Source organism: Levilactobacillus fuyuanensis (assembly GCF_003946395.1).
GTDB lineage: Bacteria > Bacillota > Bacilli > Lactobacillales > Lactobacillaceae > Levilactobacillus > Levilactobacillus fuyuanensis.
The window spans coordinates 29,248-53,279 of record NZ_RHNZ01000009.1; the positions used below are offsets into that span (position 1 = coordinate 29,248).

The following is a 24,032-nucleotide window of genomic DNA, read 5'->3' on the forward strand; positions in this document are numbered from 1 at the left end:
CCATGGAAAAAATTATCGTTCATGGTGGGAACCGCTTAACTGGTGAGGTTAATATCGAAGGCGCAAAGAACGCGGTTTTGCCAATTCTGGCAGCCTCAATCTTGGGTCAAGATGGACTCACCCACTTAGCAAATGTTCCAGTTTTATCTGATGTATATACGATGAATAAGGTCCTTCGTTTCCTGAACCTGCGCGTTGATTTTAACGAAGAGCGGCGGGAAGTTACCATCGATGCGACCCACCAAGTATCAAGTGAAGCACCATTTGAATACGTTTCCAAGATGCGAGCATCTATCGTTGTGATGGGCCCGCTGTTGGCACGGCTAGGTCATGCCCGGGTAGCATTACCAGGTGGTTGTGCGATTGGGACACGTCCGATTGATTTACATTTAAAGGGGCTTGAAGCGTTAGGCGCCCGGATTGAACAGCATGACGGCTACATTGAAGCCTTCGCTGATCAATTGAAGGGAACACATATTTACTTAGATTTTCCTAGTGTCGGCGCAACGCAAAATATCATGATGGCCGCCTGCCTTGCGCAGGGGACAACTGTGATTGATAATGTTGCCCGTGAACCAGAAATCGTGGACTTAGCTAACGTCTTGAACAAGATGGGGGCTCATGTTCGTGGTGCCGGGACGGAAACGTTGCGGATCGATGGTGTTGAGAAGATGCACGGAACGGAACACAATGTGGTTCAGGACCGAATCGAAGCGGGGACCTTCATGGTCGCTGCGGCATTGACTCAGGGTAACGTGCTAATCAAGGACGGTATTGTTGAACATAACAAGCCTTTAATCTCTAAATTGCAGGAAATGGGCGTACAAGTGACTGAAGAAGCCGCTGGTATTCGGGTCGTTGGTCCAAAAAAGTTATTGCCAACGGATGTCAAAACCTTGCCATATCCTGGATTTCCAACCGACATGCAACCACAAATGACCATTTTACAGCTGGCTGCTGAGGGGACGAGCACGATGACCGAAACTGTTTTTGAAAATCGGTTTATGCATCTGGAAGAATTACGCCGGATGAATGCCCAGTTCCAAATCAACGGGCGGACAGTCGTGATGCATGGTCCAACCGACTTCAACGGTGCTGAAGTGGCTGCTACCGATTTGCGGGCAGCCGCAGCGTTGGTTTTGGCTGGTTTGATTGCTGACGGGTACACCCAAGTAACGAACTTGAAGTATCTTGATCGGGGCTACTACGACTTCCACAAGAAGTTGACGGCTCTGGGAGCACAGGTCAAACGGGTCGACTTCCCAGAAGACGACACGGTGGTCTTAAAGAACACGCACGTCAAAAATTAGAACTTATTTCGGGTGGCACTTGTGGCCACCTTTTTATTATCACCAAGGGCGTTGGCACGCGTCAGCACCTGTTTGACCCGAAAGAAGCTCGCGGCAATTTGGATGGTGAAATCAGGGGACGAAACGTTAACAATTTGTTTAGTTCCCGCCGGAGCACGAGAAACCATTTAGAGTTGCCGGAGATTATGTTATAATGAAATGTTGAAAATTGGCATTAAAAATCAGGAGGACGCATAAGTATGGCGAAAGACATTGGAATTGATTTGGGGACTGCGAACGTTTTGATCTACGTGGTCGGCAAAGGTATCGTATTAAATGAACCATCAGTCGTTGCAATCGATACGAAGACTGACAAGGTATTAGCGGTGGGCTCCGAAGCTTATCGAATGGTTGGCCGGACCCCCGGTAACATTCGGGCTATTCGTCCCTTGAAGGATGGGGTCATTTCTGATTTCGATATCACTGAAGCCATGCTCTCCTATTTCATCAATAAATTAAGTGTGAAGGGCTTCCTATCCAAGCCTAACATCATGATCTGTGCCCCAACGAACATCACCGAGATTGAACGGAAGGCCATTATTCAGGCTGCCGAAAAATCTGGTGGGGCCAAGGTCTACCTGGAATACGAACCAAAGGTCGCTGCCTTGGGTGCCGGAATGGATATCTTCAAGCCTAGCGGTAACATGGTCATCGATATGGGTGGGGGGACGAGTGACATTGCCATCCTTTCCCTAGGGGACATTGTGGCTAGCCGATCAATTCGGGTCGCTGGTGACCGGATGAACACTGAAATTGTGAACTACCTGAAGCATCACCACAACCTGATTATCGGGGAACGGACCGCTGAAACCATCAAGATTAAGATTGGGACGGCCTACCCAGAACCCGGTAATGATGAAAAGACCATGGATGTTCGTGGCCGGGACTCTGTCAGTGGAATGCCTACTGAAACGACGATTACCGCTACTGAAGTTGAATTGGCCATCCACGATTCCGTTGACCAGATTGTGTCTGCTGCTATGTCCGTGTTGGAAACGACACCGCCAGAGTTGGCTGCGGATATTATCGACCGCGGGATTATGCTGACTGGTGGTGGGGCCTTGCTCGATGGGATCGACAAGCTCTTCTCAGAAAAGCTGACGGTACCAGTCATCATTTCCGAAGATCCACTGGATAACGTGGCCAAGGGTGCTGGAGTGCTTCTGGAGCACATGGATACCAAGACTGCTAAGGAAAATAACTAACAGTCTGTGGTTAACACAGGAGGGGGCATCGCGATGAAATGGTTACTGACGAAGCTGGTTCGTGGTTATCAACGGTTCATTTCACCGCTGTTTCCGCCGACCTGTCGGTATTACCCGACATGTTCGAATTACATGTTACAGGCGTTAACCAAGCATGGTGCAGTTAAGGGCGGCCTGATGGGGCTGGCGCGCATCCTGCGTTGTCACCCCTTCGTCCGCGGCGGCGTTGATCCCGTACCGGATCACTTTACCTTACGCCGGAACTTCGCGGCCGAACAAGCTTACCGCAAGGAAATGGGCCTTGATAAAAATTCCCCCACTAAATAAAGGAGAGTTGGCATGAGTAAACGAGAAAAAGCAGTGCAAGTCACAGTTGATGAACAAAAATTGCCAGAAGGCGAAACGATGTCTATCTTAAAGATCGGCGACGAGACGATTGGGACGGTTAAGCCAGATGGTGACCGCTTTGAAGCGCAGCTCAATGACGGTGACGTCTACCGTGCAAAGACGGTCGACGAAGGTGTCGAACTGCTCTTACGGGACTACCACCTGCATCGCGGTTAATAATTTTTAGTAAAGTTGGCCGCAGTGAATCGTTTAAATTCACTGCGGCCTTTATACTTAGGAGTATCTTAGTTTGAAATAAGGAGCAATCATTGTGGCAAAGAATGCGACAGAACAACGGACCGAGACGGATTCCCGGATCGACTGGGGAATTATCTTCTGTGTCCTGATGTTAGCCCTGATTGGGTTAGCATCCATCTATGTAGCGGCGACCCACGATAGTAGTGCCACGAGTATTACATCTGCTGTGGTCTCACAGTTAGTCTGGTACGTTATTGGGACGGTTGCCATCATTATCATCATGCAATTCGACTCCGAACAGTTGTGGAAGGTGGCGCCGGTGCTATATGGGCTGGGAATTTTCCTGCTGGCGGCCGTGCTGATTTTCTACAGTCGGGCGTACTATATCAACACCGGTGCTCGGAGTTGGTTTGCCATCGGGTCGTTGACCTTCCAGCCATCCGAAGTTATGAAGCCCGCCTTCATCCTGATGTTGGCGCGGGTCGTAACGGAACATAACAACCAGAATCCACTGCACACGGTGCGGACGGACTGGGTGTTGATCGGAAAGCTGATTCTCTGGACCTTACCGGTAGCCGTCCTGTTGAAATTACAAAATGACTTCGGGACCATGCTAGTGTTCTTCGCCATCGTAGGTGGGGTTTTACTGGTCTCCGGAATTACCTGGAAGATCATTGCCCCCGCGTTTGCGATTGTCGGGGGTGTCGGGGGAACCGCGCTGGCGCTGGTTACCACCGATGCCGGGCGAAAGATCTTGGAGAAGATTGGCTTTCAAGCCTACCAATTCTCCCGGGTTGACACCTGGTTACACCCCTCACAAGATACCTCGAACAACGGGTATCAGCTGTGGCAAAGTATGAAGGCGATTGGGTCCGGGGGTATCTTTGGGACCGGATTCAATGTCTCGCACGTCTACGTGCCCGTTCGGGAATCCGATATGATTTTCTCCGTGATCGGTGAAAACTTCGGGTTCATCGGGGGTTGTATTTTGATCTTCCTGTACTTCCTGTTGATCTATCAAATGGTTCGCGTGACTTTCGATACCAAGAACGTCTTCTACGCCTACATTTCCACTGGGGTTATCATGATGATTCTCTTCCACGTGTTTGAAAACATTGGGATGAGCATTGGGCTCCTGCCACTGACCGGTATTCCATTGCCGTTTGTTAGTCAAGGGGGGTCAGCTCTGATTGGGAACCTCATCGGAATTGGCTTAATCATGTCGATGCGTTATCATTATAAGAGTTATATGTTTAGTCGTAATGACGCATTTAAATAAAGAGGAGATCAGATAATATGGCTGAAATGGTAAAGTATTTTTGGACAAAATCAGTTGCTGATGGCACCCGAATTGGTTTAACCACTGAAGGGCAAGACGAGTTAGGCACCATCAAATTCGCCAAGTTACCTGCAGTTGGCGACACGGTCAAGAAGGGTGAAAACCTATTGAGCGTGGAAGCTGATAAGGCTGTTTCCGACATCCAAAGCCCAGTTTCTGGTAAAGTTGCCGCCGTTAACCCAGCGTTAGCTAGCGACTTCGATGCCTTAAACGGAAGCGATACTGACGCCGCTTGGTTTGTGGACGTCCAAGAAGCTTAATTAGAGTGATCGAACCGGTTCGGCCCCGCGTGGAGTTGAACCGGTTTTTGCGTTTTCTAGGGGAAGCCCATGATTGTGACTACCGCCTCCGGCTACCAGGGGTTCTGGTTGCTATGGGGATCGCCTGCAGCCGAAGGGCGGGCTTCCGGCTCGGTTGGGAACCTCGCGAAGTTCATGCGAGTTTCCCAACTCGTCCCACGCTGTAACCCCGGGGAGAAGTAAGCGCCCGGGGTAACACCGTCGTCACAGCAACCGTCACCCCTGGCCTCCTGCGGCTAGGCAACAATGATGAACTTACCTAGATCAGCAAAACTGGTTCAACTGGCGTGGTTGCCAATCCGTTTGGTTGCCAGAACAGGTCTGATCTCCGGTGACCAAGATTAATCATGTCTAACTTCACCATGCCACCACCCCTGAAACCGGTTCCTTAGGCCTTTGCCTGCGAGTCGGGTATAATGGAAGTAGCTATTATAGAAATGGAGTGAGTAACATGGCAGAAAAGAATGTGTTTCACATCAACGGCTACTTGGGCCTGTTGATTGTTCTGGCTTTGTTCATCGGTGGGGGTTGGATGATTTTTGAAGGCATCATGGTCCCATTAGCCATTATTATTTTAGTCTTAGCCGTCTTGGCTGCCAGCAGTTTGACGATTATTAGTCCTAATCAATCCAAGGTGCTGACGTTCTTTGGCCGTTACATTGGGACGATTCGAGAGGCCGGCCTGTACTTAACGGTGCCACTAACAAATAAGTCAACGGTCTCACTGCGAGTTCGGAACTTCAATAGTGCCATCTTGAAGGTCAACGACCTCCAGGGGAACCCCGTTGAAATTGCGGCGGTGATCGTCTTTAAAGTTGTCGATACCAGTAAGGCCTTATTCTCCGTGGAAGACTACGAACAATTCGTAGAGATTCAAAGTGAATCAGCTATCCGCCACGTGGCCTCCGAATACGCCTACGATAACTTTGGCGATGGCGAGGCCCTGACGTTACGGAGCAATCCGACCGAGGTTTCCAACCATTTAACGGAAGAATTACAGGAACGGTTGAATGTGGCCGGAGTCAAGATTATTGAAACCCGTTTGACGCACTTAGCCTACGCCACCGAAATTGCTTCAGCAATGTTGCAGCGGCAACAATCACAGGCTATCCTGTCCGCTCGGAAGATTATCGTGGAAGGGGCCGTATCGATTACTGAGGGGGCTATCAGCCGCTTGGCCAATGAAACCGATTTGGAACTCAGCGACAATCAAAAATTACAACTGATTAACAACATGATGGTGTCCATCATCAATGAACGGGGATCCCAACCGGTCATTAATACTGGTAAAATAGAGTCATAATGAATTGTCGTTAAATGATATGTCTGCGGATAAAATTGACTTAGTCTACTCAAGAAGCTAATGAATTTAGAAAACATTTGAATCGTTTCGGCAGGGATTACTGGACAGGACACTTTAGTGATTTTTTTAGGTGGCGAGTTTTATAAGATACCACTAGTCCTAGCAGGCGGAACCCTGACAGCCGCAGGCGATAATTACCGGCAAGCTTATTCACAGGAAGCAGAAAGAAAAATCACTGGAGGGTAACAAGATGGATGAACAGATAGGGGAGTTGCAGCAGCAACTCGCGACCCTGAACGAAGAGTTAAAGAATGGGACGGTTTTCCAGTCCCTGGGGCCGCGGCTGGGGCAATTGATGGATGGTATCCACCGGCGGCGACGCACCCCCGTCACGTTACCCGATGATCAGGATGGGATCGAGGAACTCCTGAATACCCTGCGCGGCCGGCTCGAAAAGAATCAGCCGTTGGAGATTTCACTCAAGGACTTGGACTTTCTGATTCACCACCTGGCGTCACCTAATCCTACTATTCGGTATAACGGGATTAATTTTACCGTTTACGATGCGTTGCAGCAAAATGCTTTGGGCGTTAACGACATGGTGACCTTGGTTAACTTCCTGAGTCGTGACGAAGCCCTGTTCAGTCATATTCTTGAACCCACCAACGCGGCCGTCTTTGGCCGGGCCGGGTCGGCTTCCTTACTGGCGGTCGCGCTTCACTTTGTCGCGGAGAACGATGCCCAGGGGATGTTGGACTACAACCACCTAGTTAATCAGGTGGCGACCTACATCTGTCTGGAGACCGATACCCGAGGCTTTGTCAATCAGCAGGGATGGGCGCACGCTTACGCCGCAATTATTGATCTGCTGACAGTGTTGGCGGAGACGGATATTTTGCCGCGAGCCGACAAGCTCTTCCTGCTGATGACCTTGATTGAACGTCTAAAGCGCCTGACGACACCGCTGATCTATGGGGAAAATGATCGGATGGCCAACTACTTTGTGACGTTGACCAATCGGCATCCGTTGTATGAGACGGCGCTACTGAACGCCCTGAAGCAGTGGCGGTTGGCTGTGGCTCGTCGTCGGCGACCGGATAGCCTGGCTGGCTGGAATCAGTTCTTTAACCGCAAGCGGTTGTCCGATGCCCTCCGTCTGAGAAATGATACCAGTCCGAAGCTCAAGAAATATTTAAACTCAACTATCGATTTTTTAGGCTGAAATTTACCGAAAAATATATTCAATTTTTTGGAGAAATGGTATACTGTAGGCTAACCGAAATATAAACGATAGGATGAGTGACAAAATGGATACAAAAACAAAGTTACATGTAGGTCTATTATTCGGTGGTAATTCTTCGGAACATGACGTTTCAAAGCGTTCAGCCCACAACATCTATGACGCAATGGACAAGTCACGTTACAACGTTAGTTTATTCTTACTGACGCGTGATGGCTTCGTTTTAAGCGATGCCGCTTCCCGGCGCGTCTTTGATGGTGAAGATGAGGCAACAGTCGCTGCTGAAGAACAAACCCAAGTAGACGCTACGAACCCATTGGCACCCATTTGGAATTTATCTCAAGCAAAGGATATTGATGTTTTCTTCCCAATTATTCATGGTAACTTGGGTGAAGACGGTACGATCCAAGGGCTTTTCCGCTTACTGAAAAAGCCTTTCGTGGGAAGTGGCGTCTTGGCATCAGCGACGGCCTTTGATAAGGATATGACGAAGCAGGTTCTGACGACCCACGGCATTCGGAACACGAAGTACGTGGTCATCACACCTGAAAACCGCGACGACTACGATTACGCCACGGTTTCAGAAAAGTTGGGGACAAACGTCTTCATCAAGCCTGCCAACCAAGGATCCTCAGTCGGTATTCATAAAGCCGGAAACGAAGAAGAATTTAACGCAGGTGTCGCTGATGCCTTCCGTTATGACTTCAAGGTAATGGTTGAAGAAACGATTGCAGGTCCCGAGGAAGTCGAAATTTCCATTTTGGGTAACGAACATCCCCAAGCATCCAAGTTGGGTGCTATCCGGGTGCCAGAATCCGATGTGTTCTACGACTACAACAACAAGTTCGTTGATGCCAGTGGTGTGACCTTCGAAGTGCCAGTTGAATTACCAGCTGAGCTCACGACGGAAATTACGACGATGGGTCTGCGAGCATACGCTGCCCTGGGCTTAAAAGGGATGGCGCGGATCGACTATTTGGTTTCTAAGGATGGCGTGCCTTACGTCGGTGAGGTCAACACCTTACCGGGGTTCACCAACATCAGCTTGTACCCACAACTGTGGCAAGCTTCCGGTATCAGTTATGCGGACTTAATTGACCGTTTGATTGAACTGGCCTTGGAAGAATTCAAGTATCAAGATGAATTGGCTTACGATTTCATTCCGTTAGATAATGACTCGGCTGCATCAACTTACAAGCCGAAAAAGTAGATTTTACTGATGACCGGTATGGAGCGGAGACGTTTCATACCGGTTTTTTTTGTTGGTTCGTGACTGTGTAAGGGGAGGCCGTTGTTTTGCGAGGATTTGGACGCCGTCTGGTGAGAAGCTGGCGTGTGGGAATATTAACGCCAGGGATGTTGCTCGGCTGGGAAATGGTAGCCGGATTGTTCGCACTGGTGCGATGGTGTGGTCAGCGTCCGGGATGGTCGGTCGGCTTGGTGTTGGCTGCTGTGGCCTTGATAGTGGCAATTGCAGGGCAGTTTACGCAGTTAGCCCGTTTATTTACTGGTACGCCGATGCCTGACTGGCAAACGAGTTGGCTACTGGTCTGGCGATACAAGTGGCACTGGCTAGTGGTGGAATTTTGCGTAGCCATCTTGGCATTACCGCTGGGGTCGTGGGGCCTGAGTAGCCGGATTCTCGTTCGGCTGCCGTTAGCGGCAAACTGGGTCAACTTTGTTTCACTTCACCGGCGACCAGTGGTGCTAGTGGCCGCCCTTATTTATCTACTTCTAGCCGGTTACCTGCTGTTGTGGGGCCCGCGACACTTTCAGCGCCTGACACCGCAATTGAAGCGGCCGGGGACGATGGGCCAAATGGCCGGGGGACTCTTGATCTGCGGTCTGTTGACGTTTGGTTGGTGGGCAATCGGCGAGGGCTTGGTTCGACTCAATGCAGTTGTCGGTAGTAAGGCTTCGCCGCAACTGGCAAGACTGCTACTGGTGGCCTCGTTGGCGGGTGTCCTCATCCTCTTTGCCGTGACCAGTATCCTGGGGGTGCTCACGGTCGTGTGGAGTTGGTGTGGCCAGCCTGAGTTATCACTCATGCCTGCTTTTGGTGAGGGTCATCGGCGTTGGTGGCCCATTATCGGTGGTGTGGTTTGTTTGGGCTTAGCCGGGGCCATTGTTCAGCAGACGATGACGCAACGACCACAGTTCGCGACGACGGCTCTGATTAGCCACCGGGGTGTCGATCACGCGTGGGGAGTCCAGAATACCATCGCGGCTCTGCGACACGTGAGTCGGGAGCATCCGACCTACGTGGAGATGGATCTGCATGAGACCAAGGATCACCGGTGGGTCGTGCTTCACGATGAAAATTTGCAGGCTCTCGCAGCGCGAAACGTTACGCCTCATCAGTTGACACTTCGCCAGCTGGAACGGCTGACAGTTCACGAGAATGGGCAATCTACGCAGTTGGCAGGGTGGCCCGCATATCTACGGGCCGCAGAACGGCTAAATCAGCCGCTAATGGTTGAGCTCAAGACAACACCGAAGGATTCAGCAGGGATGGCCAAGCGATTTGCGCAGCAGTACGGGCCGCGATTGATTCGAGATCACGATGTCGTTCATTCCCTGGATTACCGAGTCGTAGCTCAGTTACGGTGTCGGGAGCCCCAATTGAAGGTTGGCTACATTCTGCCCTTTAACTGGGTAGCGCCGCAGTCGGTGCCGGCGGACTTCTATTCCTTCCAGCAGATATCGGCTAGCCAGCAATTCATCGTGGCGGCTCATCAGATGGGGGTGCCGGCCTACATTTGGACGCCGGATTCACGGGCAAAGATGACGCGGATGTGGGCACTAGGGGCGGACGGCCAGATTACCAATGAATTGCGGCGGTTGCGGGCGGTCACACAACAGTCACCGCAGCGTCAAGGCTGGGCGGTGCTCCAGAATTTTATTTATAGCTATTAACCAATCGTTAAAGAAGTAACTGCTTACTAAAAGTACGAATAATATTAACAATTAAAGAATTAATATACGACCAATTGCGGCTGTTTATTAATTCTTTTATTTTTAAATGATAAAATGGTATAGACAGATTAAAGTTCCTTAATAAATTAGCATTATGCTTGTAATTCCCAATGAATCACTTATCATGGTAATTAAGATAAAGAGGCCGAGTCTGGCCAGTCATTACCAGGGGATGAATATTAACGCCTATTATGATTTATGGTCGGGGAACCGGCGTTGATGACGTTTGCGTAATGTTCGGATTTATCGGTTGACAGCTACCTAACGTTACGAATCGTAGGGAGAGATGAGATGCGTTTATTAGGGAATAAAGTTAAACAATACCGGAAACAGAAGAATTTGTCGCAACAGGAGTTGGCTGAAGGAATCTGCACCCAAGCAACCGTTAGTTTGATGGAAAAGAAAGATAAGTTGCCTAGCATTAAGATCATTTTACAGATCTGTCGGCGATTGAATATTTCATTAAACGATGTTTTGTCGGGGCTTGGCAGTGGATTAGATGAACAATTCAGTGGTATTTCACAAGCTGTTCGGCGGGAAGATTATTCGTTGGCAGCCGAGATGCTGGCCAAAATGAATATGACCAACGTTCAGAACGGTTTTGACCGCGAGCGGTATCATTACTATCGCGGATTTATCGAAATGGGCGCTCGGCAACGACCGGATGAAGCAATCTTTCATTTTAATTTATTATTACATCGTTCTCACCGGATGCCGTGGGACCTTTACGCAATTGTGGGTAACGTCGGCATGGCGGATGCTTATATGGCGCGACAGGAGTTGGACAAGACCCGTTACTATCTGAATGCGGCTAGTAACTATCTAGACGAATTTGAGTGGCACGATGAAGAGAACTTCCAGCGGATGATCTGGGCGCGCTACCGGATCGCTAAGATGTACCTCGATTTGGATCAACCCCAGATGGTGATCGAAAATGTTGAGGCAGCACTCCGCGCGGTCAAGCACCAAACGTCGCTATACTTAATTGATGTCTTGTATGAGCTAAAAGGGCAGGCAGAGCAAGCTTTGCTGGCAACTGCCGCTGCTAAACGTAGTCTGGTGATTGCCCGGACTCTGGCTTTGGTGACGCATAACGTGGCCTTGCAAGAACGATTGACGCCTCAGATTGGCACAATGTTAACTGACTGAGTAAATTGAAGCCGACAGGTCGTAGGGCCTGCCGGCTTTTTGGGAAGATAATAACAGTAAAAAAGTACCGCCACCCATAAGGATGACGGTACTTGGTTTTAAATAGTGTTGTAATTATCTTTCAGACTTCGTGTTCTTAGCTGGCCGATTGTTCTGGTCGGTCCGAACGACGATAACGTCGCAGACAGCGGTCCGAGTAACGTATTCAGTCACGGAACCAATGAGTAACCGTTCCACCGCATTTAACCCGGTTGCACCGATCATGATAAGGTCAGTGTCGTTGTCTCGTGGAACGTCGCGGGCGATAATGGTCTTTGGCGCACCGTACTCGATGGCGTAGTCGATGCTTTCTAATCCATCGGCTTTGGCATCGGCCACGTACTTGTCCAGTGTCTTCTTCGCTGTTTCCGTAACTTGTTCAACCATGCTGGTATCGAAGCTGGAAATATTTTGGAAAGCCCGCGTATCAACAACGTGAACGAGATGTAAATCAGCATCGTTACGCTTAGCAACAGCGACCGCTTTCTTGAAGGCTAATTCGGCCTCGTATGAACCGTCAACTGGAACTAAAATGTGCTTGTATTGTTGTAACATATTGTTCACCTCTCATTACTTTATACTCTTATCATACGTTATTTAACGCCAAATAAAAAGCAATATGGTGAAAAAAGGTGGAAAACTTGGAAACGGTTACCGCTTTGGAAACCAATGCAAAAGCATCAGTTGGAAAGTCATAATTGCGATGACCCCGGCTAGTAAGGTCAGTGAAATAAAGATGGTATTATTCATGATGGTGGCAATGGCTGCCAGCACCCCGATGACCATGAGAATCGATCCGCAGATGACAAGAACGCGGCTTAGATTGGGAAATTCTTCTGGATGAAAGACCAGGAAGGGCCGTTGGCGATGGCTAAAAGCAAAATAGCCGATACCGAACGAGAGTAGGGTGTAGCAAATCATGAGAATCGTGATGACCATGAGGGGCCTCCTTGAGTTTTTTGGGAATTTGTATTTTTATTGTTACGTCTTAGGTTGTGATGACGCGTCACGCTTGAAAAGGCAGGACGGCCGTCAATCTATTTAGAATAGCACACTGACACCAAAAGAAAAGGGCCATTCAATGGAATGGCCCTCAAAGCACGAATGCTTTTGATGATCTAAGTGGTGCCGTTAATTGTCTAGTCATGTTGACCCGCGATGACAAATGCAGGGGGGAGAGCGTGGCAGAGCGTCTGACTTCCAAGTGAAAAGGCGTGTCATGTTCTCTGCCCGTAGGCAATCCCGTTTTATAATTACTTGTTCGGCAACTTGTAGTGAGACAACGCGTACACCTTAGAACCAATTGTATAGTAGCATATTTTTATAAAAAATTCAATTCGTTACGTTCGATTGGCTCGGCGCAAACGGTTATATTGTTCGGCCAGTTGGCTTTCAAAACGACCGTTTGTCTTGGGGTGGTAGTACTGCGCGTCCCGCAGTGTGTCCGGCAAATACTGTTGCTTGACCCAGTCATTTGGAAAGTCGTGAGGGAACTGGTAAGCAGTGCCGTGGCCCAGTTTCTTGGCGCCAGCATAGTGAGCGTCCTTTAGCCGGTCGGGAACCGCGCCGTTGTGCCCGTTCATGACGTCCGCCAAGGCCTCATCCATCGCGGTGATGCCAGAGTTGGATTTGGGCGACAGACAGAGCTCGATGACGGCGTCGGCCAACGGAATCCGACCTTCGGGTAAGCCCAGCTGTTGGGCCGCGGTGACCGCCTGGACGGTCCGAGCAGCGGCTGGCAGATTGGCCATGCCGATGTCCTCGTAGGCAATTACCATGAGTCGACGACAGATTGAGGGCAGGTCACCCGCAGCCACCAGTTGTCCCAGATAGTGGAGGGCGGCATCAGTGTCGCTTCCCCGAATGGATTTCTGAAAGGCCGAAATCACGTCGTAGTGGGCATCCCCGTTCTTGTCGCCAACCAGAGCTCTACGCTGGAAGCAGGCCTCGGCAACTTCAAGCGTAATGTGAATACGGCCGTCATCACCAGGTGGTGTCGACTGTGCGGCAAGTTCGAGGCCGTTCAGAGCACTCCGCAGATCACCGTTGGTTGCACCTGACATGAAGTGGAAGGCATCGTCGTCAATGTCCAACGGAAGCTCGCCCAGCCCCCGTTCCTTGTCAGTAATGGCGCGGTGTAAGGCCGTTTCAATGTCGTCTAGGGACAGCGGGTGGACCTCAAAAATCTGGGTTCGACTCCGGATGGCTGGGTTGATGTTGATGTAGGGATTCTCGGTGGTCGCACCGATCAGGATGATCCGACCACTCTCCAAGTGGGGGAGCAGGAAATCCTGCTTGGTCTTATCCAGTCGGTGAATTTCGTCTAGCAGGAGGATGACGGTGCCGCTCATCTTGGCCTCGGCCGCTACGACTTGAAGGTCCTTCTTGGAGTCGGTTGCCGCGTTTAACTTACGAAAGGCATACTTGGTCGATCCAGCAATTGCGCTGGCGATGCTGGTCTTCCCGGTACCCGGCGGTCCGTAGAGAATCATGGATGAGAGTAATTTTGCCGCAACCATCCGAGCAATGATCTTGCCCGGGCCGACCAAGTCTTGTTGGCCGACCACGTCTTCTAAACGCTGTGGTCGCATGCGGTAAGCAAGTGGTTGTGCCAAAAAACGAAGCTCCTTTCGTTACTTGCCCAGGAGTTTATCCAACAGGGACTTCTTCTGAGTTTCGGTGTCTGTGTGGGCCTGGTTAGGATACTTCTTAGCCAGGGTGACGGGATTGTCATTGATAGCATGGTCGCTAGCAACAATCAAGCCGTAGTCATCGGCGGCCATTCCGTAGAAAATATCGTTACGAATCGTAAATTTTAGATTGTGTTGGGCCGCCAACTTCAGGTAAGGCGCGAGGTCGGCCTGCTCGATGTGACCGTTCAGGATGATTTGATAATCAGGATGGGCCGTGATCTCAGTGATGAAGGCGTCCAGATTATTCCGGTCGTTGACCTCATCGATGGTCATGGCCAATGACACCCGTTCTCGGAAGGTGCCTAGGTAGCGGCGCTGCTCATCCGGATTGACTTTGGGTACCCCAAAGGTAGAATTTTGTAAATGCTTGTCCATCTGACTCTGTTCAGCCATGTCTAATCCCTCTTTTCAAGTTAGTGTTGTTAGTATACCATGGAATCAAAGTGACTTTCAGTGAGGGGGACTCATCATGTATCAAGACCAGGATTTTCACGTGTTTGACGATCAGACGTTGCCGGGCCGGTTGGGTAAAATTCGGACGTATATTGACCCCAAGTTTACGGCGACGGTGGCCGATTTGGCGCCAGTCTTTGCTAAATTAAGTATGCCAATCTATGACCACATTTCTCAGCATCGACGTCGGACGAAGAATCCACCGACCGATACTTGGGTAGCTTTCAGCACGTCCAAACGGGGGTACAAGATGTTACCGCATATTGAGATTGGTTTTTGGGACGACCGGTTCTTTATCTGGCTGGCGGTGTTGCAAGAGGCCAAGGAACGACAGGCATTGCTGAGTCGTCTGAAGGGGGATTTGGTGCTGCAGTTGCCGGCTGGATTTGAATGCGGTGGCGATCATACCAATAAGAATGCGGGCGTACCGTTGACGCGGGGGAGTTACCAAGAGTTAATGGCTACGCAGACACAGCGGCATGCCGAGTGGCAGGTGGGGCGGAATTATCTGCGTGGGGATACTTTCTTCACATTGACACCAGCCGTGCAGGCCCAGGTGATTCGTGATGATGTGACTGCGCTGTTGCCGATTTATGACCAGTTGATTCGACTGTAATTGTTTCAGAAAACTAGTGGGGCTGGTTGCATTCCCCACGGGGGACGGGTAGTCTTAAAACTAGCTTGCATAATCGGGGAGGATTTTTGTGATAAATATACTTAAAAAGTGGTGGCAGAGTCCACTGACGGCCTACTACGGGGCATTGATCTTACTGATCATCATTGCGTGGTGTGCTCGGGGATTCCTGTCACTAGCACTGTTCACCATCATTTTCATTTACTTAGGCAATGCGGCCATCGTGGGAATCGAACGGCACTTGCATCTGCATCATCTGCTGGCAACGTTGCTGGTTTATCTGTTGTTTCTGGTAATCCTGGCTGCAGCATTCGGTCAGATCATTCCGCCATTGGTGTCCGAGGCTTCCAGCCTGCCGCATACCCTGAATTCATTAGTCCAGACGTATCCGCAGTTGGAGTCGTCGCTGACTAAGTTGGTTAAAAATCTGACGCAAAATGCAACGGTCATCAGCAATGGTAAGGCGATGCTGTCCAGTGGGATGGTGAAGTTGTCACGTTTCAGCTCCGGTGTTGAAACGGTGATTCTGGCGTTCTTCTTCAGCTTTATCTTTAACCTGACTAAGGCACAGTTGCAGCGGTTCGTGCACGCCTTTACCAAGAGCCGGTTTGCCGGACTCTTCGTGCCGATGGGAAACTTGGTTTTAAAGTTCGTCCAAATCTTCGGGACGGTCATTGAAACCCAATTGATTATCTGTACGATCAATACCATTCTGATGGTGTTGGGCCTCTGGTTGATTGGGATGCCAAGCTTGCTGATTCTGGGGATCATGGTCTTCTTCCTGGGCTTGATTCCGGTGGCCGGGGTCTTGATCTCGATGATTCCACTGGTGATCATTGCCTTTGTTACGGGTGGTCTGATCCGCGTTATCGAGGTATTAGTGCTGGTTGTCGTGATTCACATGTTCGAATCATACTTCTTACATCCGCGGTTAATGGCCAATGCCACCAACCTGCCAATCTTCGTGACTTTCATTACGTTAATTGTGAGTGAACAGATTTTCGGCGCTTGGGGACTGATTGTGGGGATGCCACTGGTGGCGTTCTTCCTGGACGTGTTCGACGTGCAGTTGAAGTCGAAACCAGAGACGTTACCAACGACGTCTGATAAGTCTTAAATTTAAGTGAAAAAATAAGCTTCGCATCCCGAGTAAGTAGGGGATGCGGAGCTTATTCATTTGCGACTAATGCATGACTAATTTGGCAATAACGAAAATCACAAGTAGGCCAGCGTAATAGGCAAGGGTTTTAGTGGTGACCTTTGGCGTCTTGCTATGACGGTCGCGAAGCCACAGAACAAAGACGACCAGCAAGGCGATGACGGCCAAGCCAAGCAGAATGTTTAAAACCAATGATAGGCTCATGACAAGATTCAGAATGGGCATGGTGAAGCCTCCAATATGTAGGTTCTGCAGCTTTTAACGCCGATCTGCATGGTTGGGCGCTTCAATGATGACCTTATTAAATAAATGTATGCAAATGCTATTTACATGGGGAATAATATTTTAGCTGTTTATCAAATACTTAACTTGCTAATAACATCTTAATCAAATAAACTAGGAATTGTAAGGAGAAATCATGTATGCAAAATTTCAATTCGTTTCGTGTTTCCACCCTAACTAAAGCAACGAACTTGGTTACGTTAAAAGTGATAAGATCAATCGCCAAAGGTTTTTCAGTATCTACCAATCGTACCATAAGTTCACAAAAGAATCAGACATCTCAGCAAGCGATTGCCAATGATTGGAAAAAGATTGGTAAAGACATAGAATTTGGGGTAGTCAAGTATGACAGAAAGCTTACCAGACAAGCAGTCAAAGATAAGCGATAAAAATAACGTTGGTAGTAGAACTGATATTCTTGATAAGCTGGAGAACTTACCTTCTGAGGACCAAGAGAAAATCATTGCCACAATGGAAATGTATTCTGGTCCTATACCTCATCCAGCAATTCTTGAAGGATATGAAAAACTTTATCCAGGGGCAGCAAAAGAGATTATTGAGAATGGCGTTCAAGAGTCCCAGCATCGTCGCGAGTTAGAAACAAAGCGACAGGCACGCCGAGGACGTCTGGCATGGTTTACATTAGGTAGTTTAGTTCTTGTGACAATTTTACTGCTAGTTGGTTCATTTGTCCTAATTATGCATAGTCACAGAATTATTGGGATAGTATTTGGGGCAGGGGGATTCTTAGTGTTTTTAGGAAGTCTCGTCGATCAGGTTAATGCTTTGTCAGGCAAGGATGATATTTCAACTGATAAAAGTGATAAAGATAATTAAATAATTTTGTATGCATCGTGCATTCTTTGTTGTGATTAATAGCTAGAATGTATGGTGCATATTTTTATACTGGGGAAAGGGGGATGTCCAGAACTTAAAAGTACTCATCCTTAGCATCACTCTTATAGAAAAATCTGGCAGGAATCGACTGACCGCTCAGCAAACTGGCGAGCTTGGATGGCAAAGGAATTCCGTCAAGCAGCATACTTCACCGTTTGATAGCGAAGGCGTGATTTTCATGCGAACAAAACACCTTCCACAGAAAGAAGGTACGCACTTCTATAATCCTTGACGCTGTCCTATAAATCTCCCACAGCGCATGGGGTAATCGGGTAGTATTTAAAAAATGAAATCCATAATAAAAAAGCCCCGCCAACCGGCGAGACTTCTTCAAACCAATCAAGAAGTTAATCTTAACGGTTGTAGTATTCAACGATAAGAGAATCGTCGAGTTCTGCATCTAATTCTTCACGTTGAGGGAAGCGGGTAAGGGAACCTTCCAGCTTGTCAGCGTCGAATTGGACGTATTGTGGACGACCAACAACGGCTTCAACAGCGCCCTTGATGATAGCCATGTCCTTAGACTTTTCACGAACGGAGATAACTTGGCCAACTTCGACTTCGTATGAAGGGATGTCAACGCGCTTGCCATCAACCGTGATGTGACCATGGTTAACCAATTGACGAGCTTGACGACGAGTCGTTGCCAAACCTAAACGGTAAACCATGTTGTCAAGACGACGTTCGAGTAAGATCATGAAGTTAGTACCATGGGTACCTTCAGAGATCTTGCCGGCACGCTTGAACAAGTTGTAGAATTGACGTTCAGTCATGCCGTAAGTGAACCGGAGCTTTTGCTTTTCACGCAATTGCGTACCGTATTCAGATAACTTTTGACGACGACCTTGACCATGATCACCAGGTGCGTAAGGACGACGGTTTAATTCTTTACCAGTGCCGGAAAGGGATACCCCTAAACGACGGGAAATACGCCAGCTTGGGCCAGTGTAACGAGACATAGATAGTTCCTCCAATAAAATATTATTTGGAGTAAAATAAGCTGTATATAAGTTTAGTATTCGTGCAGGTTGCTTTGCAGGTTTCACCGTATGCAGCCGCAGGTTACTTCCTGAACCAATCGAACGGCAACAATCTGTTGACGAGCTTACCACTTATCGCTGCATTATTTTACACAAACACCAGTATAACTAGAAGCACTAGGCTTTGTCAATGTGTTTTAACAAAACGCGCGCGAATTCTTCCAATACTTCTTGGTCTTCAGGGGTAAAACGGCCCTTAGTAGGGGAGTCGATATCCATGACGCCCAGTTTGGTTCCGTCACTCAGGGTGAGGGGGACCACGATTTCGGCGTTACTGGCGGAGTCACAGGCAATATGGCCGGCAAACTCGTGGACGTCGGCGACCAGTTGGGTTTCCTGTGTGGCTAAGCCAGTGCCGCAGACACCATGACCATTTTCGATGTGGACACAGGCAACGTTACCCTGAAAGGGGCCCAGAATTAGGTCGTCCGTTTCAGGCTGGTACATGTAGAAGCCGGCCCAGTTAACATCCGTCAGGGTTTGCTTGAGTAGGGCAGATGCGTTGGCGAGGTTCGCCACAAGGTTCGTTTCCTCATATAGGAGGGCGTCAAGTTGTTCGGTGATTAAAGGATTGATACGGTCACTCATGAAAAGGCCTCCATTGTTTTGATATTAATTATTTGATTATAGTCAGAAAGGTTAAGAGAATCATGAAAACGTAGTGAAGCCAGTGCGTCACTTATGCTATAATCAAGATTAGATTAAATTATAAAGTGAACCGAGTTATTTTACAACTCGTTTAAACGTTGAAATGTTGATGAAGGATGGGGTCATAATGATTGTGCTAATAGGAATCGTCATACTTGCGATTGCCGCGTACATTGGCTTGTTGGTATACCAGCAACGGATTCGGCGACAGGTCGCGACGCTAACTACGAAAAAGGAAGCGATGGAAGCTATTCCGCTAGAGGATGAGCTGAAGTTGGTGGGGCAATTGAGCCTAACTGGACAATCGTTAGAGGACTACGAAAATTTGCAGTCTGATTTTTCCGAAATTACCGAGAACCGATTTACCCGAATCGATGATCAGTTGGCCCAACTCTTGAGTGACTCACGAGGCGTCAATCTGATTCAATTGCGACAAAACCTCACCAAGGCCACGACCTTAGTCGACCAGACCGACGAATTGATCAAGTCCGTGCAAGAACAGCTAACCCATCTTCAAGAAGTCGATAAGCAACATCGGGCGGCTGTGAAGGAATTGGAGCAGAAGTATCAAGGCTTGCGGAAGACATTGTTGGCCAAGAACTTCGCCTTTGGCCCCAGCATCGATGGCTTAGAGGAACAACTGAGTCAATTGGAAGATAACTTTGACACCTTCTCACGGTTAACGCAGGAAGGGGACCATCAACGGGCTGCCGATGTATTGAATCAATTACACGATGACACGGCAGTATTGGAAGATCTAATCAAGGCTATCCCACCTCTGTACAAGGATCTGACCGTCGTCTTCCCCGACCAAGTCAAGGAACTTCGGGGTGGGTACCAACAATTGAGTGCTGAGAATTATCATTTTGGTGATCAAAACGTTCCCGAGATGATTAGCACTATCGAAGATCACATCAGCGCCAACCTCGATACGCTAGGCGATTTGCGGCCTGACGATGCCAAAGTGGTCAATGACCGAATTGCCACGCAAATCGACAGTATTTATGATTTGATGCAAACGGAAATTGATGCCAAGTCACCGGTTGAATCCAATCTGGATGGTGTCGCAAAGTTTATTGCCCACGCGCAGAACCAAAGCCACGCACTGATGGCCGAACTCGACCGGCTGAGTCAAAACTATACGTTGGATCACCAAGAAATTGAAACGGCGCGTGAACTCAACGAACAGTTGCGGGGCATCGATGGTATTTATCAACACGATATGCAGGACCTAACCGGTAACACGGCCACGTACTCACAAGTGCTGGCTCACCAAGAACAGCAACAAAAGGACCTGGAACAGATCGAACAGCAACAGTCCGATATTCTGAAGAGTGTCGCTGGACTTGCCGATGAAGAGAAGCAGGCTAGAGATACTTTACAACAATTTGATTTTGATCTACATAGTTTGCGGCGGCAAGTTGAGAACTTAAATCTGCCGGGCATTCCTCAAACTTATTTGGACTACTTCTTCGTTGTCCGTGACGAGGTGGCCCAACTAGCAACGGATATGGATCAGCCCCAGATCGACATGGAACGGATCACCAAGCAATTGTTGATCATTCAGACTGATTTGGACACGCTACAAGAGAAGACCGATGATCTGATCGATAGCTCCGAGTTGGCGGAACAGTTGTTACAGTACGCCAACCGCTACCAGACCAGTCATGAGAATGTCGCCACTGCCAGCAAGGAAGCGGCCGATTTGTTCGAGAATAAGCACCAGTACGCTAAAGCTTTGGAAACCATCGCCACTGTATTGGACGAAGTGGAACCCGGTTCCTACAAACGCTTGGAAGATGCTTACTACCAAAGTAAAGGTAAAGAAAAGCCCAAGCGCGACACGGACGACGCCAAGTAATTTGAATAATTGAGAAAGCCATTGTGACGGTGTAAATCCGTTATGGTGGCTTTTTTTAATGGCCTACGCGATAATTCGGTGGAAGATTGACGGTAATAGCGAAGGATGAAAATTAGCCTAGTCGGAGGCGGCCAGAGATGGCGCCGGCTGTGACGGCGGTGTTAGTCCGGGCGCTTGGTTTTCCCCGGGCTTACAGCGCGGGACGCGTTTGGAGACTCGCGAGATCCTAGCGAGGCTTCAAGCCGAGCCGGAAGCCCGTACTTTGGCTGCAGGCGTTCCCCATAGCGGCAGAATCTCTGGCCGCCGCAGACGACAGTTTTCACCCTTCGTTTGGTCAAACGTTCACTAGTTTTCCAAGCAAGGGGCTTGTGGGAAAGAACGATTGTGTTTATAATGAGAAAGAATTTCTATCGGAGTCGAACCAATAGAAAACGGATAAGAGGGTTCAGTATGATTTATTTTGATAACAGTGCGACCACCAAGGCAGCGCCCGAAGTGGTCGATACTTATGCAAAGGTAAGCGCGAATTACTGGGGTAATCCCTCAAGTTTGCACAAGTTTGGTGAACAGGCGTTTAACTTGTTGGAACAGTCTCGACAGCAGATTGCCGACCTGATTGGTGCTAAGCTGAGTGAGATCCTCTTCACCAGCGGCGGTACCGAGGGCGATAACTGGGCCATCAAGGGGACGGCCATGGCCAAACGTGAATTCGGGAACCACTTGATTACGACCGAAGTGGAACATCCTGCCGTTCACAATTCCATGGAACAATTGAAGCAAGATGGCTTTGAAGTCACCTATTTGCCCGTTGATGAAAACGGCCGGGTCTCCGCAGCCGACCTGCGTGCCGCAATTAAACCCAGCACGATTCTGGTGTCCACGATGGCCGTCAACAATGAAATTGGTGCGGTGCAACCGCTCGATGAAATTGCCGACGTCTTGCGGGACTTTCCCCGGATTCACTGGCATATCGATGCCGTTCAGGGAATCGGTAAGGGCTTGGCCGACAAGATTTTTAATGACCGGGTGGATTTCGTGACCTTCTCAGGCCACAAGTTCCACGCACCACGGGGCATTGGGTTCATGTATAAACGCCAAGGCCGGACAATCGCCCCATTGATGGCTGGTGGGGGTCAGGAACGTAACCTGCGTTCCGGGACTGAAAACTTGCCCGCTATCGCCGCAATGGCTAAGGCCTTACGGTTGTTGCTTGATGGTGAAGCCGACAAGGTGAAGCGCCAACGCGACATTCGTTTGGCCATTCTGCATCACGTGGAAACCTTCCCGAACGTGACGATTTTCTCCAAGGACCTGCCCGTCTTCGCACCCCACATTCTGTGTTTTGCGATTGCTGGTGTTCGTGGGGAAACCATCGTTCACGCCTTCGAGGAACACGATATTTACATCTCAACGACCAGTGCTTGCTCTTCCAAGAAGCACGTTGAATCCAGTACGTTACAAGCCATGAAGGTCGACGACGGCATTGCAACCAGTGCCGTACGGATCTCCTTGGATGAACACAACACCATGGCGGAAGCCACAGAATTCAACCGTGTGTTTGACGAACTCTACACACAATTTGCAAAATTAAATTAATTTACGAAAGGGGTCGCGCAATGGAATACAGCGAAATCATGGTCCGTTACGGCGAGCTATCGACGAAGGGTAAGAATAAAAAAGACTTCATCAAGCAGCTTGGCCAAAACGTGCGTAAGGCACTCGGCACCTTTGAAGGTATCGAAGTCAAAGCACAACACGACCGCTTACATGTCACCTTAAATGGGGCAGACTCAGATGCCGTTATGAAGCGACTGAAGGGCGTTTTTGGGATCGAAAATTTCTCGCCTTCGGTCAAGGTCGCTAAGGACATCGACGAGATCAAGCAGACGGCCATCGCCATGGTCAAAGAAGTCTTCAAACCAGGGATGACCTTTAAGATCAACACTCGGCGGCAAGACAAGGAATTTCAATACGACACTTACCAGATGAACGAAATCATGGGGAGTACGTTGCTGGAAGCCATTCCTGAACTGACCGTTAAGATGAAGCACCCCGACCTGGAACTGCGGGTCGAAGTCCGGATGAACGGGGTCTACCTGTCCGGTGAAACCATTCAAGGGGCCGGCGGGTTACCCGTCGGTACCGGTGGTAAGGCCGTTATGATGCTTTCTGGGGGAATCGACTCGCCAGTAGCGTCCTACTACGCTTTGCGGCGTGGGGTAAAGATCGATATGGTTCACTTCTACAGTCCGCCATACACGTCAGAACAAGCTTTAGCTAAGGCCAAGGAACTGACGGCCCGGCTGGCTGGGTATTCTGGTGGGATTCAATTCATTCAGGTGCCATTTGCCAAGATTCAGGAAACCATCAAGGAAAAAGTTCCCGAAGGTTACCTGATGACGGTTCAACGGCGCTTAATGTTGCGGCTGACGGCGGCGATTGCTGAAAAGCGGCATGCCAAGGGAATCTTCAACGGTGAATCCCTGGGACAAGTGGCCTCACAGACGTTGGAAAGTATGGCGGCCATCAACGATGTGACTTCCATGCCAATCCTGCGGCCACTGCTCTCTATGGACAAGACGGAAATCATCAAGGTTGCCGAGGACATCGACACCTACGATCTTTCCATTCTGCCATACGAAGACTGCTGTACCATCTTCACGCCACCAGCACCTAAGACGCATCCCGACTTGGAAAAGTCCCGGAAGTACGAAGGGTACATTGACGTTGAAGGCCTGATGAAGGAAGCTCTCGATGGCATTGTCATCTCAGAAATTCGCCCAGGCGATAACTACCTGAATCAAAACGAAGACGTTTTCGCAGAATTACTTTAATCTCAAATTAAGACTTAACGCTCTGAGCAGATTGCTTGGGGCGTTTT

At 49.1% G+C, this 24,032-nt stretch carries 25 protein-coding genes; 18 read left to right on the plus strand and 7 right to left on the minus strand.

All coding sequences use genetic code 11. From position 1 onward, the window contains the following. Positions 1-2: 2 nt before the first annotated feature. The 11 genes from murA (at position 3) to EKM73_RS06380 (ending at position 11,445) form a co-directional block, all read left to right on the plus strand. On the plus strand, positions 3-1,310 hold the full coding sequence (gene murA, locus EKM73_RS06330; RefSeq protein ID WP_125701129.1) for a UDP-N-acetylglucosamine 1-carboxyvinyltransferase: 1,308 nt from the start codon (positions 3-5) through the stop codon (positions 1,308-1,310). Positions 1,311-1,549: 239 nt separating this feature from the next. After that, complete coding sequence (gene mreB, locus EKM73_RS06335; RefSeq protein WP_125701130.1) at positions 1,550-2,554, plus strand: rod shape-determining protein; 1,005 nt, start codon at positions 1,550-1,552, stop codon at positions 2,552-2,554. 33 nt (positions 2,555-2,587) lie between these two features. Further along, entirely contained in the window at positions 2,588-2,881 is a 294-nt protein-coding gene (gene yidD / locus EKM73_RS06340; protein ID WP_125701131.1) for a membrane protein insertion efficiency factor YidD, read from the plus strand. Between the two features lie 12 nt (positions 2,882-2,893). After that, a complete protein-coding gene (locus EKM73_RS06345; protein ID WP_125701132.1) occupies positions 2,894-3,118 on the plus strand; it encodes a DUF2969 domain-containing protein in 225 nt (74 codons plus the stop codon). Positions 3,119-3,212: 94 nt separating this feature from the next. Beyond that, on the plus strand, positions 3,213-4,418 hold the full coding sequence (locus tag EKM73_RS06350) for an FtsW/RodA/SpoVE family cell cycle protein (protein WP_125701133.1): 1,206 nt from the start codon (positions 3,213-3,215) through the stop codon (positions 4,416-4,418). A 17-nt stretch (positions 4,419-4,435) separates the two neighbouring features. Continuing rightward, the gene (locus EKM73_RS06355; RefSeq protein WP_125701134.1) at positions 4,436-4,738 is read left to right on the plus strand and encodes a glycine cleavage system protein H; all 303 of its coding nucleotides are present in this window, start codon (positions 4,436-4,438) and stop codon (positions 4,736-4,738) included. 490 nt (positions 4,739-5,228) lie between these two features. Next, positions 5,229-6,080 (plus strand): SPFH domain-containing protein, encoded by an 852-nt coding sequence (locus EKM73_RS06360; protein WP_125701135.1) that lies wholly within the window; start codon positions 5,229-5,231, stop codon positions 6,078-6,080. 250 nt (positions 6,081-6,330) lie between these two features. Continuing rightward, positions 6,331-7,302, plus strand: a complete 972-nt coding sequence (locus tag EKM73_RS06365; RefSeq protein ID WP_125701136.1) for a DUF2785 domain-containing protein — start codon at positions 6,331-6,333, stop codon at positions 7,300-7,302. A gap of 85 nt (positions 7,303-7,387) precedes the next feature. Continuing rightward, entirely contained in the window at positions 7,388-8,530 is a 1,143-nt protein-coding gene (locus EKM73_RS06370; RefSeq protein ID WP_125701137.1) for a D-alanine--D-alanine ligase family protein, read from the plus strand. An 86-nt stretch (positions 8,531-8,616) separates the two neighbouring features. Next, positions 8,617-10,236, plus strand: a complete 1,620-nt coding sequence (locus EKM73_RS06375) for a glycerophosphodiester phosphodiesterase (RefSeq protein ID WP_125701138.1) — start codon at positions 8,617-8,619, stop codon at positions 10,234-10,236. Positions 10,237-10,587: 351 nt separating this feature from the next. Beyond that, the gene (locus EKM73_RS06380) at positions 10,588-11,445 is read left to right on the plus strand and encodes a helix-turn-helix transcriptional regulator (RefSeq protein ID WP_125701139.1); all 858 of its coding nucleotides are present in this window, start codon (positions 10,588-10,590) and stop codon (positions 11,443-11,445) included. Between the two features lie 114 nt (positions 11,446-11,559). Here the strand turns inward: EKM73_RS06380 and EKM73_RS06385 are convergent, their stop codons facing one another. The 4 genes from EKM73_RS06385 to EKM73_RS06400 all read right to left on the minus strand — a co-directional run bounded on the left by EKM73_RS06385 (position 11,560) and on the right by EKM73_RS06400 (position 14,570). Next, positions 11,560-12,039 (minus strand): universal stress protein, encoded by a 480-nt coding sequence (locus EKM73_RS06385; protein WP_125701140.1) that lies wholly within the window; start codon positions 12,037-12,039, stop codon positions 11,560-11,562. 96 nt (positions 12,040-12,135) lie between these two features. Further along, positions 12,136-12,423 (minus strand): hypothetical protein, encoded by a 288-nt coding sequence (locus tag EKM73_RS06390; RefSeq protein WP_125701141.1) that lies wholly within the window; start codon positions 12,421-12,423, stop codon positions 12,136-12,138. Positions 12,424-12,824: 401 nt separating this feature from the next. Continuing rightward, a complete protein-coding gene (locus tag EKM73_RS06395) occupies positions 12,825-14,099 on the minus strand; it encodes a replication-associated recombination protein A (protein ID WP_125701142.1) in 1,275 nt (424 codons plus the stop codon). Between the two features lie 18 nt (positions 14,100-14,117). Further along, positions 14,118-14,570 carry a YueI family protein gene (locus tag EKM73_RS06400; protein WP_125701143.1) on the minus strand — a complete coding sequence of 151 codons (453 nt, stop codon included), beginning with the start codon at positions 14,568-14,570 and terminating at the stop codon, positions 14,118-14,120. Positions 14,571-14,646: 76 nt separating this feature from the next. On the opposite strand from EKM73_RS06400, the gene EKM73_RS06405 reads away from it, so the two are divergent. After that, positions 14,647-15,246 (plus strand): DUF1054 family protein, encoded by a 600-nt coding sequence (locus EKM73_RS06405; protein ID WP_125701144.1) that lies wholly within the window; start codon positions 14,647-14,649, stop codon positions 15,244-15,246. Positions 15,247-15,334: 88 nt separating this feature from the next. Beyond that, a complete protein-coding gene (locus EKM73_RS06410) occupies positions 15,335-16,381 on the plus strand; it encodes an AI-2E family transporter (RefSeq protein ID WP_125701145.1) in 1,047 nt (348 codons plus the stop codon). Between the two features lie 66 nt (positions 16,382-16,447). Here EKM73_RS06410 and EKM73_RS06415 read toward each other — a convergent pair whose 3' ends face one another. Beyond that, entirely contained in the window at positions 16,448-16,648 is a 201-nt protein-coding gene (locus tag EKM73_RS06415) for a hypothetical protein (RefSeq protein ID WP_125701146.1), read from the minus strand. 197 nt (positions 16,649-16,845) lie between these two features. Here EKM73_RS06415 and EKM73_RS06420 point away from each other — a divergent pair, with 197 nt between their 5' ends. Both EKM73_RS06420 and EKM73_RS06425 read left to right on the plus strand, forming a co-directional pair. Continuing rightward, positions 16,846-17,094 (plus strand): hypothetical protein, encoded by a 249-nt coding sequence (locus EKM73_RS06420; RefSeq protein WP_125701147.1) that lies wholly within the window; start codon positions 16,846-16,848, stop codon positions 17,092-17,094. Then, positions 17,051-17,542: a DUF2335 domain-containing protein gene (locus EKM73_RS06425; RefSeq protein ID WP_125701148.1), complete on the plus strand. Its 492-nt coding sequence runs from the start codon at positions 17,051-17,053 to the stop codon at positions 17,540-17,542. The genes EKM73_RS06420 and EKM73_RS06425 overlap by 44 nt, the downstream gene beginning before the upstream one ends. A gap of 413 nt (positions 17,543-17,955) precedes the next feature. Here the strand turns inward: EKM73_RS06425 and rpsD are convergent, their stop codons facing one another. Further along, positions 17,956-18,561 carry a 30S ribosomal protein S4 gene (gene rpsD / locus EKM73_RS06430; RefSeq protein WP_020088380.1) on the minus strand — a complete coding sequence of 202 codons (606 nt, stop codon included), beginning with the start codon at positions 18,559-18,561 and terminating at the stop codon, positions 17,956-17,958. 198 nt (positions 18,562-18,759) lie between these two features. Continuing rightward, complete coding sequence (locus tag EKM73_RS06435; RefSeq protein WP_125701149.1) at positions 18,760-19,230, minus strand: GAF domain-containing protein; 471 nt, start codon at positions 19,228-19,230, stop codon at positions 18,760-18,762. A 187-nt stretch (positions 19,231-19,417) separates the two neighbouring features. On the opposite strand from EKM73_RS06435, the gene ezrA reads away from it, so the two are divergent. The 3 genes from ezrA (at position 19,418) to thiI (ending at position 23,985) form a co-directional block, all read left to right on the plus strand. Then, positions 19,418-21,151, plus strand: coding sequence for a septation ring formation regulator EzrA (gene ezrA / locus EKM73_RS06440; RefSeq protein ID WP_125701150.1), 1,734 nt, complete (start codon positions 19,418-19,420; stop codon positions 21,149-21,151). A 450-nt stretch (positions 21,152-21,601) separates the two neighbouring features. Further along, a complete protein-coding gene (locus EKM73_RS06445) occupies positions 21,602-22,747 on the plus strand; it encodes a cysteine desulfurase family protein (RefSeq protein WP_125701151.1) in 1,146 nt (381 codons plus the stop codon). Positions 22,748-22,767: 20 nt separating this feature from the next. Next, positions 22,768-23,985, plus strand: a complete 1,218-nt coding sequence (gene thiI / locus EKM73_RS06450) for a tRNA uracil 4-sulfurtransferase ThiI (protein ID WP_125701152.1) — start codon at positions 22,768-22,770, stop codon at positions 23,983-23,985. Positions 23,986-24,032: the final 47 nt, after the last annotated feature.